Consider the following 15,087-nt stretch of genomic DNA (forward strand, 5'->3'; position numbering starts at 1 on the left):
CCTGCTCAGCGACATTAACCGGACAGAGGTCTGACTTATCATACACCTCAACGCAGCGGCTGGCGCAAAGGGTTAAAAAATTCACAATCTGTATAGCAATCGAACTGCTACACTGCTTCAACACTACCACTCAGAAGGCAATTCAGTATGACAGACAATACTTATCAGCCCGCGAAAGTCTGGACGTGGGATAAATCTGCTGGCGGCGCATTCGCCAATATCAATCGCCCGGTTTCTGGCCCGACGCATGAAAAAACGCTGCCGGTTGGTAAGCACCCGTTACAGCTCTATTCTCTGGGCACGCCAAACGGTCAGAAAGTAACGATTATGCTTGAGGAGCTGCTGGCGCTGGGCGTTACTGGTGCAGAGTACGACGCCTGGCTGATTCGCATTGGCGATGGCGATCAATTCTCCAGCGGCTTTGTGGAAGTGAATCCGAACTCGAAGATCCCCGCGCTGCGCGATCATACGCATAATCTGCCAATCCGCGTGTTTGAGTCTGGTTCGATCCTGCTTTATCTGGCAGAGAAATTTGGCTACTTCTTGCCGCAGGATTTGGCAAAACGGACGGAAACACTGAACTGGTTGTTCTGGTTACAGGGCGCTGCGCCGTTCCTCGGCGGTGGTTTTGGTCACTTTTACCATTACGCGCCGGTGAAAATTGAGTACGCCATCAACCGCTTTACCATGGAAGCCAAGCGCCTGCTCGACGTGCTTGATAAGCAACTGGCGCAGCATAAGTTTGTTGCGGGCGATGAGTACACCATTGCTGATATGGCAATCTGGCCGTGGTTTGGCAACGTGGTGTTAGGCGGCGTATATGATGCCGCAGAGTTTCTTGATGCGGGCAGTTATAAGCACGTGCAACGCTGGGCGAAAGAAGTGGGCGAACGTCCGGCGGTGAAGCGTGGGCGTATTGTTAACCGCACCAACGGACCGCTGAACGAGCAGTTGCATGAGCGCCATGACGCCAGTGATTTCGAGACGAATACGGAAGATAAGCGCCAGGGGTAAGGGTTGGTGTTCGTCGCAGCAAGCCATAAAGGCCGATGTAGACCGGATAAGGCGTTTACGCCGCATCCGGCAATCGAGCACAATGCCTGATGCGACGCTGCCGCGTCTTATCAGGCCTACGAAAGCTAATTTTCACGCGCTGGTAATGTCGTAATCCATTTGGCGCAGTGCGTCTAATGTGGCTTTGGCTTCGTCTTCGTCGATGATACTCATGGCAAATCCGACGTGCACCAGTACCCACTGGCCCAGCAGATCGGCAGGGTTACCTTCGCAAATCAGCGCGATATTCACGTCGCGCTTGATACCACATACTTCAACCTGCGCAAGCTGGTGAATATCTTCACCGACAGCCAGCACCTGGCCTGGAACGCCAATACACATTGTTAACTCCGGTTATTTCGATTGCAGACAAACGCGAAAAAAACCTTTGGGTGTTTCCCCTCACCCTACCCCTCTCCCCGGAGGGGCGAGGGAACCGTCCGTGCGCTTTTCAGGCATTGTCCGCAGTCTTATTCAACTTCAATACTTTTGACGATCAGCGAATCGCCGGTATCGACACGCAACCGCTCGCCATGACAGAGCGGGCACTGCGCATCGTGCTGATGAATCTCCACTACCTGGCTGCAATCCCAACACCAGGCCTGGGCGGGTTTATAGACGATATGTAAATCGCACCCTTGCGCCACCGTTCCCTGGCAGACAATTTCAAAACTAAAACGGACGGCGCTCTCCTCAACGCAGGAGAGCGCGCCAATTTCCAGCCACACGGCGGTGACGCGCTTAACATCGTGCTGCTCCGCCTGCCGTTGGATAATCTCAACGGCGCTCTGGCAAAGCGACAACTCATGCATTTTCGCCACTCCTGCGACCAAACAGCAGGGCGCGACGCCCTGCGTGTGGTACATCCGGATTGGTGACCGGCAGCGAAAGGATCATTCGCGCACAGTCATCCGTCAGGCGTTGACCCTCTTCAATCGACATGCTGTGCGAAAGCGGCGACATCAGCGAGCAGGAGAGGTATTGCGAAACACCGTCCAGTTCACCAACGGTAAAGGTCATAGTGCCATACGGCAGTTGCAGACCGATTTTTTCACTCACTTTGCGCAGCGGCCAGAGTTGATCCGGGCCGGGGAAGATAACTGCACTCAGCATCCACGGGGTGATCACACACCCCGTCCACTGACCTTCGAACAGCGTAAAGTCGGAAACATACACCGGCATTGAAGGATGCAGAAAAGAAAGATCGTGCATCGAACGCCGGGCAATTTCTTCAAACGCTGCCTGTACTTGCGCCTTCGGGGAGGTCTGGAAACCTGCTATCTCTTCAGTCATGAGCAGCCTCCCGTGGGATAGCTTCCACGCCTGATTCGCGCAACGCAGCCAGAACCTGCTCAAGCGCAGGTTCAATCATCGCTTCTACCGTCGGCGTCAAGCCGATGTGCGGCTCCAGCGATTCCGGGATCACGCCGACCAGCGTCAGCTTTTTCGGGAACTCGCCGGTGAAGCGCAGGGCCGACAATACGTCGGCCAGGCCAAGCTGATGCGGAGAGATTTTGTTAGTAAACAACGCCGGAACTTCTTCATCCCGCAGGATCATCATCGTTCCCGGCGCGTTCTTTTTCGACACAATGGCATCCGCAATGATCAGATGATCGCGATTTGCCATGTCGCCAAGCAGCTCCATTCCCGCCGTGCCGCCATCGAGGATTTCAACATAATCCGGCAGAATGTATCGTTGCTCTAACGCTTCGACAATCCGCACACCGATGGCTTCATCGGTCAGCAAAATATTGCCGACCCCTAAGACTAAAATACGCATTACAGAACCTTCACTGAAACCACTTCGTTGCCGTCGGCATCCACTACGTGTACCGCGCAGGCCATGCACGGGTCGAAGGAGTGAATGGTACGCACCACTTCCAGCGGTTTATTCAGATCAGCAACCGGCGTGCCTACCAGCGACTGTTCGTAAGGGCCGACGTCATCATTGAAGTTACGCGGGCCAGAGTTCCAGGTTGACGGAACAACTGCCTGATAGTTGCTGATGATACCGTCTTTGATCACCATCCAGTGAGAGAGCATACCGCGCGGTGCTTCAAGGAAGCCAACGCCTTTGAACTCACCCGTTGCCGGAATGTTCGGCTTCACGAACGTGGTGTGGTCGCCTTTGCCGATATTGGTGATCAGTGTACTGTATTGATTTTGCAGGATATCCTGCAATTCGCAGCAGTGAACAGTACGACCAATAATACGCCCCAGCGTGGAGTGCAGTTGCGCCACTTCCAGCGTGTTGCCAGTCAGTTTCTGATAAATTGCAACGATTTCATTCAGTTTGTTCTGGGTAGACTCGCGTCCTGCCGCCAGTTTCACCAGCATGTTCGCCAGCGGACCCACTTCTACCGTTTTGCCGTAGAAAGTCGGTGATTTCACCCACGAGTATTTACCGTCGTCAGACCAGCCATCATAAGCAGGAATGGTTGTGCCTTCCCACGGTGCCTGCGGTGCTTCGTCTTTATACCAGGAGTGCTTCGCGCTCTCCTGAATGCCTTTGATCAGGTATTCATCGGAATGGGAAGTGATCGGACGATACGAGGACAGATCCGCATTCTCAATGTAGCCGCCCGGGAACAGGAAGCTGCCATTTTTGCTGTCGGTCGGGAATTCCGGCACACTCAGGTAGTTCACTGCACCTTTACCGCGTTCCAGCCATTCAGGGTAGAACGCGGCGATAACTGCAGTATCAACCTTGTAAACCTGCTCAACAAAGTCGCTCAGCTTGTCGATGAAAGACTTGATGTACATCAGGCGCTCAAGGTTCAGCACGCCCAGACCGTCGAGGTTGATTGGGTTAGCGACCCCACCTACCGCCAGGTTCTGAATGTGCGGCGTTTTACCGCCCAGCAGAGCCACGACGCGGTTAGCGTCACGCTGGCACTCCAGCGCCTGCAGGTAGTGAGCTACCGCAATCAGGTTCACTTCCGGCGGCAGTTTCATCGCCGGGTGACCCCAGTAGCCGTTGGCGAAAATACCCAACTGACCGCTGGCAACCAGCTCTTTGATCTTGTTCTGAACTTTGGTGAACTCTTCCGGACTGTTCAGATGCCAGGTCGAAACGCCTTTCAGCATTTCGGAGGCTTTGGTTGGGTCAGCTTGCAGTGCAGAAGTGATGTCCACCCAGTCCAGCGCCGAAAGCTGATAGAAATGAACGATATGGTCATGCGTGGTGTGCGCAGCCAGAATGATGTTACGGATGTATTGCGCGTTAACCGGAACGTCGATATTCAGCGCACTCTCTGCCGCACGAACGGAAGACAGCGCGTGAGTGGTAGTACATACGCCACAGATACGTTGCACAATCATCCATGCATCGCGCGGATCGCGGTTTTTCACGATCTCTTCCATGCCGCGCCACATGGTTCCGGAAGCCCATGCTTTCGAAACGACGCCATTTTCGATTTCGCAATCGATGCGTAAATGCCCTTCAATACGGGTTACCGGATCAATAGTAATTCTCTGGCTCATGCTTTGCTCGCCTCATGACGATTATGATCGTTTTGTTTTAAAGGAGGAAGTATCGGCAGTAGACGAATGAGTACGATGTAAGCGCAAATCTCAATAGCCACAAAACCAATAGAAATCAACAGTTCTTCCCAGGTCGGGAAGTAGGCGTAACCGCCGCCTGGGTTAAATGCCACCAGCGAATAGGTCAGACGCCAGGTTGCACAACCTAACAGCGCGCTCAGTGCTGACAGGAACAGCATACGGGAATCATTGCGCAGCTTCGCCACACGCAGAACGACCAGCGGGAAGAGCATCAGCAGGACTTCAATCCAGAACATCACGGAGTAGAAGTCACCGGCAAACGCTAAGGACAGCTTGTCACGATAGATTAGCTCACCAAAGCGCAGCACGATGAAAATCGCCAGCAACACACTGATGGTGTTGGTCAGCTTGACGAACAGGCTCTTCTCATCCGGACCATTGCCGCGCAGACCCGCCTGCACCAGCGAACCTTCAAAGATGACAATCGAGAAGCCCATGATGAACGCCGTCAGCAGCGAGAACAGCGGCAACATTTCATAGCTCTGCCACAGCGGATGCACCTTGTAGCCCGCCGAGATCATCAGCGACCCCATTGAAGACTGGTGCATGGTCGGCAGCAGCGCACCAAGCGCGATGATGAAGAACATCACCTTGTTCAGACGTTTGAGCGACACCTTCCAGCCCAGACGTTCAAACAGTGCCGGAGCAAACTCCAGTGCCATCACGCCGATGTAGATAGTCATACAGACCGCCGTCTCGAACAGTACCGAGTTCACGTTGAAGTGACCCGGAATGTAGAAGTACGGCAGGTTCCAGTAGCGACCCACGTCGATAGTGATCGACAAGCCACCCAGTGAGTAACCAAACAGACTCGCCAACAGCGCCGGACGCACCAGCGGATGGTATTGCCCACGGTTAAAGACGTATACCGCCCACGCCAGCGCCCAGCCGCCACAGGCAAAGCCGGTGCCGATCAGCAGGTCAAACGCGATCCACACGCCCCACGGGAAGCCGCCGTTCAGGTCGGAGACAGAGCCCAGACCGAACACCAGACGTTTCACAATCAGGAGCATACAGATGACGATTAACGGTCCAAAAATCATGACCGGTTTACTGATGATTTTGCCGCCCAGCGGTTGTGGATCATGACTCATGATCGTCTCCTCCGTCGTGATGGTCGTTTTTGGTGTTGCGACGAACCAGCACGGTTAAGCCCGCCAGCACAGCCAGTGGTAGCATCATGCCTTTATACAGGGTGTGTTGAATATTTTCGGAACGCGCACCGGTAGAAAGATCGTCCAGCTTCGGTAGGTCGAGATTTTCATAAGGAACACCCGTCAGTACCAGAACCTGAGTACCGCCGCCCTCTTTCTCGCCGTACAGATGCGGATAATATTTCGGCACCATGTGCAGGTAAGTGTCGCCAGATTTCAGCGTCTGACGCGGATAGTGGTATTCGCTGCCTGGCTTCAGTGCCAGACGTTTTTTCGCCTCAGCCATCAGCTCTTCACGAGTACCAAAAATCACCGCGCCCGCCGGGCACACTTCTACGCAGCCAGGCAGACCGCCTTTATCGAGACGTTCCACACCTTTCTGGTTGCACAGCTCGCACTTATGCAGCGCACCAAACGGGTTGTTGTAGTCGTACTTCGGCACGTTGTACGGGCAGGCAACCATGCAGTAACGGCAGCCGGTGCACACGTCTTTGTCGTAATGGACAATGCCGGTTTTCGGATCTTTTTTCAGCGCGGAGACCGGGCACACAGAGACACAGTTCGGATCGACGCAATGCATACACTGTTTCTTAATGTACGCGTAGCCGTTCTCTTCCTGGTCTTTGTTGACCCCCGTGCCGCTGGTCCACACCTGAATGATGTTATTGGTGTATGGCGACAGTTTGTCGTTGTTCGACCAGGTCTGTTCCCCTTGTGGGTTACGTTCAGGGAAGTTGATATCCTGACACTTGGTGACGCAAGCCTGGCAGCCTACGCACAAGGTCGAGTCATACAACATACCCAGCGATCCCGGAATTGGCGGGCGGTTTTCAGCAGCCGCATGGCTGACCGACGGCAACGCGCCCGTCAGCAATGCCCCGCAGGAGGCTGCTTTAATAAAATTACGTCTGTTCACGGTTATTCTCCCCGTGAGTCAGCGTTATCTTTCTTTTGCTGACGACCCAGTTCACGCACCGCCATCACGCTGACACCGGCAACCAGCCCAACCACGCCGCCAAGCAAACCGATAGCGCCCGCAGAGACGTTGCCGCCTTCTTTAGCATTCACGTCCGGTTTTTGTGAGCGTGGCGTCTGATTTTCGACGTTGGCAAGCTGATGGATGCCTTTATGGAAGCCGATACCTTCTTCGTTACAGCCATAGCACGGGTGACCAATCGCCACCGGCCACACGCCGCCAACGTCGCAGAATTGCAGCGTTGAGCAGTTGCCGTAAGTTTCAGGGCCTTTACAGCCAAGGTGGTACAGGCACCAGCCTTCGCGGTGGCCTTCATCACCGAACTCTTTGGCAAAACGACCAGCATCGAAGTGCGGGCGACGTTCGCAGTGTTCGTGAATCAGACGGCCATAGGCGAAGGTCGGACGATTTTTGTCATCCAGTTTCGGCGGTTTGCCGTAAGTGATGATGTGCGCAACGGTCGCAAGGAAGTTGTGCGGGTTCGGCGGACAGCCTGGAATGTTGATAACGGTTTTGCCCGGTAGAACTTCTTGCAGGCTGACCGCGCCGGTGGGGTTAACCCCAGCTGCGGCGACACCGCCCCACGCGGAGCAAGAACCGATAGCAATAATGGCTGCTGCGCCTTCCGCCGCTTTGCGGATGTGATCCACAATCGGCTCACCGGCAACCATGCAGTAAATACCGTTATCTTTTAATGGGATGGAACCATCCACAACCAACACATACTGCCCTTTATACTTCTCAAGCGCGTTATGTTTGTTCTCTTCAACCTGATGGCCGAATGCGGCGGAAAGGACTTCGTGATACTCCAGAGAGATGGTCTCCAGCACGAGGTTTTCTACCGTTGGATGCGTTGCACGAAGCAGAGATTCCGTACAACCGGTGCATTCCTGCGCGCCAATCCAGATAACCGGCGGGCGCTGCGGGTTAGTGACCGATTCGGCCATCTCTGCGGCGGCTTTGCTACTCAGCCCCATGGTGGCGGCTAATGCTGCACAAAGCTTCATGAAATCACGACGATTAATGCCGTGAGAATGGATGAGGGTGTTATCTCCAGTCATTTATAGTTATTCCGTTGCGAAGACCTGGCATATATTTTGCCTCAACCGCAAAATCAATAATGCGATCGATGCGCCATTTACCACACATTTATTATGGTTATCATTGTCATGATACTGCGGCGGGGCGCTAAAACGAAGGGAAGAAGCATTAGTGTAATTAATTAAAGCAAGATAATACGTATGTTTGATCAATTTTCGAGGCGATAACCAGCCATAAAAAATCGTAATGTAGAACAGGAATTATTCTCACGAAAGAAATCCATTACCATCTCTTTATCCAGTCCATAACGGCGCGTCAGAATACCCGCTTCCCAGGCGCTGAGCTGGCGGTCACCGGTCTTTTTATACATCCGGTGCGAATAGCCTAATACAAATCCACGCTTATAATCAGCACAGAATTTAGTCACATTAACCGCACTGTCGGCATGTGTTGCTTTTAATCCCGCCATTAAGCCTTTACCAAAATGGTTATTCATCGTTTTGCCCTTAAACGTTATATATGAACCTATATAGCGATATTTTAGGCAAAGAACGACTTTTGCGCACGCTATTTTTTTCAGCATGTTAAGAATGTTATCCAGAAAGAGATAAACCCATCAGGAGAGATATTTGTCGAACCATTTCAGCGTCCTTTGCCAGGCAAGATCGGCGGCAGATTTGTCATAACGGGGCGTGGAATCATTATGGAATCCGTGATTAACCCCCGGATAAATATACGCCTCATAGACCTTATTATTCGCTTTCAACGCCGCCTCATAAGCAGGCCAGCCTTCGTTGATTCGGGTGTCCAGTTCAGCGTAGTGAAGCAGTAAAGGTGCGTCGATTTTCGCCACATCAGCGGTGGGTGCCTGGCGACCATAAAACGGCACCGCGTAGGCCAGTTCCGGATATGCCACCGCAGCCGCGTTTGAGACACCACCGCCATAGCAAAATCCAGTAATACCCACTTTGCCTGTGGCTTGCTGATAGCGTTGCATAAACTCAATTGCGGCAAAGAAATCATTCATCAACTTAGTCGGATCGACCTGCTGTTGCAGCTCACGACCTTTATCATCGTTCCCCGGATATCCACCCACGGAGCTTAAACCGTCTGGCGCCAGGGCGACGTACCCCGCCTTCGCCACTCGCCGTGCCACATCTTCGATATACGGATTCAGTCCACGATTCTCATGCACCACCACCACGGCTGGCGTTTTGCCGCTCATCTTTGCGGGCTTCACCAGATAACCCCGTACCTCGCCGTGACCATTTGGCGAAGGATATGTGATGTACTCAGCAACAATCTCCGGGTCGGTAAACTCTACCTGAGTCGCCAGCGCATAATTTGGCTTGAGCAAATCAAACAACGCTAATGCCGTCATCCCGCCCACCGCATACTTCGCCGCAAGGTTGAGGAACTCACGTTTCGAGATTTTCCCATGAGCGTAATAGTCGTAGTAATCCAGCAACTCTTGTGGGAAATCTTTGGCGGTTAAACGCGGCATCGTTGCACTCCTCAACTGGTGTTTTTTTAAGCAAAGCATAAGCACGTATTTTTGCCCAGTTTTTCGTCACTCTGTGAGCCACACTACGGGATACACGCTGGCGAATCGCTAAACTAGAAACATTGTTTCGAAATTGAACGGTTGAAAGGAGAGGTCATGGTCTGGTTAGCAAATCCCGAACGTTACGGGCAGATGCAATACCGCTATTGCGGAAAAAGCGGTTTACGCCTGCCCGCGTTATCGCTCGGTTTATGGCACAATTTCGGTCACGTTAACGCGCTGGAATCACAGCGTGCGATCCTGCGTAAAGCGTTTGATTTAGGCATTACGCACTTTGATTTAGCCAACAATTACGGGCCGCCTCCAGGAAGCGCAGAAGAGAACTTTGGTCGCCTGCTGCGGGAGGATTTTGCCGCTTATCGCGATGAACTGATTATCTCAACCAAGGCTGGCTACGATATGTGGCCCGGCCCTTACGGCTCTGGCGGTTCACGTAAATACCTGATCGCCAGCCTCGACCAAAGCCTGAAGCGTATGGGTCTGGAATATGTCGATATTTTTTACTCTCATCGCGTCGATGAAAATACGCCGATGGAAGAAACCGCCTCTGCGCTGGCTCATGCTGTGCAAAGCGGTAAGGCGCTTTATGTCGGGATCTCCTCTTACTCGCCAGAGCGGACGCAAAAAATGGTCGAGTTGCTGCGCGAGTGGAAAATTCCGCTGTTAATTCATCAACCTTCGTACAATTTACTGAACCGCTGGGTAGATAAAAGCGGCCTGCTGGATACCCTGCAAAATAACGGCGTGGGCTGCATTGCCTTTACTCCTCTGGCTCAGGGATTGCTGACCGGAAAATATCTCAACGGTATTCCGGAGGATTCACGGATGCATCGCGAAGGTCATAAAGTTCGTGGTCTGACGCCGAAAATGCTCACCGAAGCCAACCTCAACAGCCTGCGCTTATTGAATGAAATGGCACAGCAGCGTGGACAATCAATGGCGCAAATGGCGTTAAGCTGGTTGCTGAAAGATGAGCGAGTGACGTCGGTATTGATTGGTGCCAGCCGTGCGGAGCAACTGGAGGAGAACGTGCAGGCGCTGAATAATCTGACGTTTAGCACCGAGGAGTTAGTGCAGATTGACCAGCATATCGCCGATGGCGAGCTGAATCTGTGGCAGGCGTCGTCCGATAAATGACCTGTTAATAACGGGCGCGAGAACCGCGCCCGAATCAGATCAGTGATTATGACGAGTCAGTCGGTCAAGATAGCCCATCACAAATGCAGAGAGCACAAACGTCAGATGGATAATGACGTACCACATCAGTTTGTTATCAGGGACATTTTTCGCATCCATAAAGACGCGCAGTAAGTGAATGGAAGAGATTGCCACAATCGACGCTGCTACTTTGTTTTTCAGCGACGTTGCGTCCATTTTCCCCAGCCAGTTCAGCTTCTCTTTGTTCTCGGAGATATCAAGCTGCGAGACGAAATTCTCATAACCGGAAAACATCACCATCACCAGCAAACCGCCAACCAGCGTCATATCCACCAGCGACAGCAACACGAGGATCAAATCAGATTCCGCCATCGAGAAGATATTCGGTAGTACGTGAATAATCTCCTGGAAGAACTTCAGCGCCAGGGCAACTAACGCCAGCGAAAGGCCAAAGTACACGGGGGCAAGCAGCCAGCGAGAAGCATACATTGCATTTTCAAGAAAACGTTCCATACATTCCTGTCGTGTAGTTAAAACGGGCAACAGTATATCGCAATTGAGTAAACAGCGCGCAACAGCAAATCAACATATACGTTAAACCTTTGTCGCATAATTCTGAGGTTTAGGGATCTTCCTGGTTCCCTGATTAACGCATCGAGAGCGTCTACCCTTAAAGGACGTTGAACCTGAAGGGAGAAAAGCGATGTCTCATTTAAAAGACCCGACCACGCAGTATTACACTGGTGAATATCCCAAACAGAAACAACCGACGCCAGGCATCCAGGCGAAGATGACGCCGGTGCCGGATTGTGGCGAGAAAACTTATGTTGGTAGCGGTCGCCTGAAAGATCGTAAAGCACTGGTGACAGGGGGCGATTCTGGTATCGGTCGTGCTGCCGCCATCGCTTACGCGCGTGAAGGCGCTGACGTGGCGATCAGTTATCTTCCGGCGGAAGAAGAAGACGCCCAGGATGTGAAAAAGATTATTGAAGAATGCGGACGCAAAGTCGTTCTGCTGCCGGGCGATTTAAGCGATGAGAAATTTGCCCGTTCGCTGGTTCACGACGCGCATAAGGCGTTAGGCGGGCTGGATATTATGGCGCTGGTCGCCGGGAAACAGGTTGCCATTCCTGATATTGCAGACCTCACCAGCGAACAGTTTCAAAAGACCTTTGCCATTAACGTTTTCGCGCTGTTCTGGTTAACCCAGGAAGCGATTCCCCTGCTGCCAAAAGGTGCCAGTATCATCACCACTTCGTCAATCCAGGCGTACCAGCCAAGCCCGCATTTACTGGATTACGCGGCAACGAAGGCGGCGATTCTGAACTACAGCCGTGGTCTGGCAACACAGGTCGCGGAGAAAGGTATTCGGGTGAACATTGTCGCACCTGGTCCTATCTGGACGGCGCTGCAAATTTCCGGCGGACAGACGCAGGATAAGATCCCGCAGTTTGGTCAGAAAACGCCGATGAAGCGTGCCGGGCAACCGGCGGAACTGGCTCCTGTTTATGTTTATCTGGCAAGTCAGGAGTCGAGCTACGTCACCGCAGAAGTGCACGGCGTATGCGGCGGCGAACATTTAGGCTAAAAAAATGCCCGGTTGTGTGAAGCAACCGGGCATCATCGTACTTTTAACGCTTGCCGGGTGCGGCGTGAACGCCTTATCCGGCCGACAAACTCATGCAAATTCAATATATTGCGATATATTTTGTAGGTCTGATAAGACGCGCCAGCGTCGCATCAGGCATTGAGCACCTAATGCCTGATGCGGCGTGAACGCCTTATCCGGCCTACATGTCATGAAAATTCAATACGTTGCGATAGATTTTGTAGGCCTGATAAGCGTAGCGCATCAGGCAATTCTGCTTTACTTCGCTTTGGCAGTTTCTTCGCCGACCAGACCTATCTTCAGATAACCAGCCTGATGCAGCGTATCCATGACCTTCATCAACGTCTCGTAATCAACGGTTTTATCCGCACGGAAGAAGATGGTGGTATCTTTCTTACCTTCGGTTAACGCATTCAGCGCCGTAACCATCGTTTCATCGGTGACCGGATCGTTACCGATAAACATCGAGTTGTCTGCCTTCACCGACAGATAAACCGGTTTTTCCGGGCGCGGCTGCGGCGTGCTGGTAGAAGCAGGCAAGTTCACCTTCACATCTACCGTCGCTAACGGTGCCGCCACCATAAAGATAATCAGCAAAACCAACATCACGTCGATAAACGGCGTCACGTTGATATCATGCATTTCGCCGTTATCGTCGAGGTTTTCGTTAAGATGCATTGCCATAGCGCATTACCCTGCACGTAATTTCTGTGCGACACGAACCGGATGCGCAGCGGCGCTGGCTTCCAGATCCAGGTCACGACTTTGCAGCAACAATACCTGCGCTGCAACATCACCCAGCATCGCTTTAAAGCCGCCAATTTGGCGCGCGAATACGTTATAGATAACGACCGCCGGAATCGCTGCCACCAGACCGATTGCTGTTGCCAACAATGCTTCTGCGATACCCGGCGCAACCACCGCCAGGTTGGTGGTCTGCGTTTGCGCAATACCGATAAAACTGTTCATGATGCCCCAGACCGTACCAAACAGCCCCACAAACGGCGAAATCGCGCCAATGGTTGCCAGATAGCCGTTACCGCGTCCCATTTGACGCCCCACAGCGGCGACCCGACGCTCCAGGCGGAAGCTGGTACGCTCTTTAATACCTTCGTTATCGTCGCTGCCTTCTGACAGTTCCAGCTCGTTCTGCGCTTCATTGAGCAAATGCAGGCTTAAGCTTTTGCTACCAAAATCAGCGGCGATATCGTTGGCCTGGTTTAGGGAACGCGCTTCAGCCAGCAGTTGCTGCTCGCGCTTAAGACGGCGCTTCTGATTGAAGAACTCTACGCTCTTACTGAAGAAGATTGCCCAAGTGACAACGGAGGCCAAAATAAGCCCAATCATCACGCACTTAACGACAATATCGGCGTGCTGATACATACCCCAGACGGAAAGGTCCGTCTGCATTAAATTATTACCCACTGTGTATCTCCAGGACGCAAGTCACAAAATCTGCGCATAATAATATCAAAACGACGTCGAATTGATAGTCGTTCTCATTACTATTTGCATACTGCCGTACCTTTGCTTTCTTTTCTTTGCGTTTACGCAGTAAAAAAGCCACCAGAACGCCATTTGCGAAAATTTTCTTCTTTATGCCAATTCTTCAGGATGCGCTCGCTGTTATTCATGCTAGTTTAGACATCCAGACGTATAAAAACAGGAATCCCGACATGGCGGACAAAAAGCTTGATACTCAACTGGTGAATGCAGGACGCAGCAAAAAATACACTCTCGGCGCGGTGAATAGCGTGATTCAGCGCGCCTCTTCGCTGGTTTTTGATAGCGTTGAAGCGAAAAAACATGCGACGCGTAATCGCGCCAACGGCGAATTGTTCTATGGACGGCGCGGAACGTTAACCCACTTCTCGTTACAAGAAGCAATGTGCGAACTGGAAGGTGGCGCCGGCTGTGCACTGTTTCCTTGCGGTGCGGCCGCCGTTGCCAATTCCATTCTTGCTTTTGTCGAACAGGGCGATCATGTATTGATGACCAATACCGCCTATGAACCGAGTCAGGATTTCTGTAGCAAAATCCTCAGCAAACTGGGCGTAACGACATCGTGGTTTGATCCGCTGATTGGCGCGGATATCGTTAAACATCTGCAGCCAAACACTAAAATCGTCTTTCTGGAATCGCCAGGCTCCATCACTATGGAAGTCCACGACGTTCCGGCGATTGTTGCTGCCGTGCGCAGTGTCGTGCCAGACGCCATCATTATGATCGATAACACATGGGCTGCCGGGGTGCTTTTTCAAGCTCTTGATTTTGGTATTGATATTTCGATTCAGGCGGGAACCAAGTATCTGATAGGTCACTCGGATGCCATGATCGGCACCGCAGTATGCAATGCCCGTTGCTGGGAGCAACTACGGGAGAACGCTTATCTGATGGGACAAATGGTCGATGCCGATACCGCTTATATGACCAGCCGTGGCCTGCGCACATTAGGTGTGCGTTTGCGTCAACATCATGAAAGCAGTCTGAAAGTGGCTGAATGGCTGGCAGAACATCCGCAAGTAGCGCGAGTTAACCACCCTGCTCTGCCGGAAAGTAAAGGTCACGAATTCTGGAAACGAGACTTTACAGGCAGCAGCGGGCTATTTTCCTTTGTGCTTAAGAAAAAACTCAACGATGAAGAACTGGCGAACTATCTGGATAACTTCAGTTTATTTAGCATGGCCTACTCGTGGGGCGGTTATGAATCGTTGATCCTCGCGAATCAGCCGGAACATATCGCCGCCATCCGCCCACAAGGAAAGATTGATTTCAGCGGCACATTGATTCGCCTGCATATTGGTCTGGAAAACGTCGACGATCTGATTGCCGATCTGAACGCGGGATTTACCCGAATTGTGTAACATTGCCAAATTTGGACAATTTTGCAGACATTTAATTGTGAATAGTCTTAAATTGTTGCGTCCGGGATCAAGGCGTCCCGGACAATTCAGGAGTACAATAGGCA

Annotated in this window: 17 protein-coding genes; 4 read left to right on the forward strand and 13 right to left on the reverse strand. The window is 52.2% G+C overall.

The features are described from left to right. Nucleotides 1-147: 147 nt before the first annotated feature. Nucleotides 148-1,014, forward strand: a complete 867-nt coding sequence (yghU, locus tag FC814_RS07720) for a glutathione-dependent disulfide-bond oxidoreductase (protein ID WP_137325772.1) — start codon at nucleotides 148-150, stop codon at nucleotides 1,012-1,014. 132 nt (nucleotides 1,015-1,146) lie between these two features. On the opposite strand, the gene hybG is transcribed toward yghU, so the two are convergent. From hybG to yghX, 10 genes are all read right to left on the reverse strand, one after another. Further along, a complete protein-coding gene (gene hybG / locus FC814_RS07725; protein WP_000334896.1) occupies nucleotides 1,147-1,395 on the reverse strand; it encodes a hydrogenase maturation factor HybG in 249 nt (82 codons plus the stop codon). Nucleotides 1,396-1,523: 128 nt separating this feature from the next. Beyond that, entirely contained in the window at nucleotides 1,524-1,865 is a 342-nt protein-coding gene (gene hypA / locus FC814_RS07730) for a hydrogenase maturation nickel metallochaperone HypA (RefSeq protein ID WP_000544957.1), read from the reverse strand. After that, nucleotides 1,858-2,346 carry a hydrogenase-2 assembly chaperone gene (hybE, locus tag FC814_RS07735; protein ID WP_000134014.1) on the reverse strand — a complete coding sequence of 163 codons (489 nt, stop codon included), beginning with the start codon at nucleotides 2,344-2,346 and terminating at the stop codon, nucleotides 1,858-1,860. Before hybE ends, hypA begins: the two co-directional genes overlap by 8 nt. After that, the gene (locus tag FC814_RS07740) at nucleotides 2,339-2,833 is read right to left on the reverse strand and encodes a HyaD/HybD family hydrogenase maturation endopeptidase (protein WP_001221938.1); all 495 of its coding nucleotides are present in this window, start codon (nucleotides 2,831-2,833) and stop codon (nucleotides 2,339-2,341) included. The genes hybE and FC814_RS07740 overlap by 8 nt, the downstream gene beginning before the upstream one ends. After that, on the reverse strand, nucleotides 2,833-4,536 hold the full coding sequence (hybC, locus tag FC814_RS07745; RefSeq protein ID WP_137325773.1) for a hydrogenase 2 large subunit: 1,704 nt from the start codon (nucleotides 4,534-4,536) through the stop codon (nucleotides 2,833-2,835). Before hybC ends, FC814_RS07740 begins: the two co-directional genes overlap by 1 nt. Continuing rightward, nucleotides 4,533-5,711, reverse strand: a complete 1,179-nt coding sequence (gene hybB, locus FC814_RS07750) for a Ni/Fe-hydrogenase cytochrome b subunit (RefSeq protein ID WP_000017694.1) — start codon at nucleotides 5,709-5,711, stop codon at nucleotides 4,533-4,535. Before hybB ends, hybC begins: the two co-directional genes overlap by 4 nt. Then, nucleotides 5,701-6,687 (reverse strand): hydrogenase 2 operon protein HybA, encoded by a 987-nt coding sequence (hybA, locus tag FC814_RS07755; protein ID WP_085461189.1) that lies wholly within the window; start codon nucleotides 6,685-6,687, stop codon nucleotides 5,701-5,703. Before hybA ends, hybB begins: the two co-directional genes overlap by 11 nt. 2 nt (nucleotides 6,688-6,689) lie before the next feature. Further along, entirely contained in the window at nucleotides 6,690-7,808 is a 1,119-nt protein-coding gene (gene hybO / locus FC814_RS07760; RefSeq protein ID WP_000145410.1) for a hydrogenase 2 small subunit, read from the reverse strand. Between the two features lie 188 nt (nucleotides 7,809-7,996). Further along, nucleotides 7,997-8,284, reverse strand: a complete 288-nt coding sequence (gene yghW, locus FC814_RS07765) for a DUF2623 family protein YghW (RefSeq protein ID WP_001059138.1) — start codon at nucleotides 8,282-8,284, stop codon at nucleotides 7,997-7,999. Between the two features lie 120 nt (nucleotides 8,285-8,404). Then, a complete protein-coding gene (gene yghX / locus FC814_RS07770) occupies nucleotides 8,405-9,292 on the reverse strand; it encodes a YghX family hydrolase (protein WP_137325774.1) in 888 nt (295 codons plus the stop codon). A gap of 156 nt (nucleotides 9,293-9,448) precedes the next feature. On the opposite strand from yghX, the gene gpr reads away from it, so the two are divergent. Continuing rightward, nucleotides 9,449-10,489 carry an L-glyceraldehyde 3-phosphate reductase gene (gene gpr, locus FC814_RS07775; RefSeq protein ID WP_137325775.1) on the forward strand — a complete coding sequence of 347 codons (1,041 nt, stop codon included), beginning with the start codon at nucleotides 9,449-9,451 and terminating at the stop codon, nucleotides 10,487-10,489. Nucleotides 10,490-10,528: 39 nt separating this feature from the next. Here the strand turns inward: gpr and FC814_RS07780 are convergent, their stop codons facing one another. Beyond that, nucleotides 10,529-11,023, reverse strand: coding sequence for a TIGR00645 family protein (locus FC814_RS07780; RefSeq protein ID WP_000439331.1), 495 nt, complete (start codon nucleotides 11,021-11,023; stop codon nucleotides 10,529-10,531). Between the two features lie 190 nt (nucleotides 11,024-11,213). On the opposite strand from FC814_RS07780, the gene yghA reads away from it, so the two are divergent. Then, nucleotides 11,214-12,098, forward strand: a complete 885-nt coding sequence (gene yghA, locus FC814_RS07785) for an NADP(+)-dependent aldehyde reductase (RefSeq protein ID WP_000018751.1) — start codon at nucleotides 11,214-11,216, stop codon at nucleotides 12,096-12,098. 279 nt (nucleotides 12,099-12,377) lie between these two features. On the opposite strand, the gene exbD is transcribed toward yghA, so the two are convergent. Both exbD and exbB read right to left on the reverse strand, forming a co-directional pair. Continuing rightward, the gene (gene exbD, locus FC814_RS07790; protein WP_001240714.1) at nucleotides 12,378-12,803 is read right to left on the reverse strand and encodes a TonB system transport protein ExbD; all 426 of its coding nucleotides are present in this window, start codon (nucleotides 12,801-12,803) and stop codon (nucleotides 12,378-12,380) included. A 6-nt stretch (nucleotides 12,804-12,809) separates the two neighbouring features. After that, on the reverse strand, nucleotides 12,810-13,544 hold the full coding sequence (exbB, locus tag FC814_RS07795; RefSeq protein WP_000527844.1) for a tol-pal system-associated acyl-CoA thioesterase: 735 nt from the start codon (nucleotides 13,542-13,544) through the stop codon (nucleotides 12,810-12,812). A 251-nt stretch (nucleotides 13,545-13,795) separates the two neighbouring features. Between exbB and metC the strand changes: the two genes are divergently transcribed. Beyond that, nucleotides 13,796-14,983 (forward strand): cystathionine beta-lyase, encoded by a 1,188-nt coding sequence (gene metC / locus FC814_RS07800; RefSeq protein ID WP_010347810.1) that lies wholly within the window; start codon nucleotides 13,796-13,798, stop codon nucleotides 14,981-14,983. Nucleotides 14,984-15,087 lie beyond the last annotated feature (104 nt).

This window comes from Escherichia sp. MR (assembly GCF_005280595.1).
Taxonomy (GTDB): Bacteria; Pseudomonadota; Gammaproteobacteria; order Enterobacterales; family Enterobacteriaceae; genus Escherichia; species Escherichia ruysiae.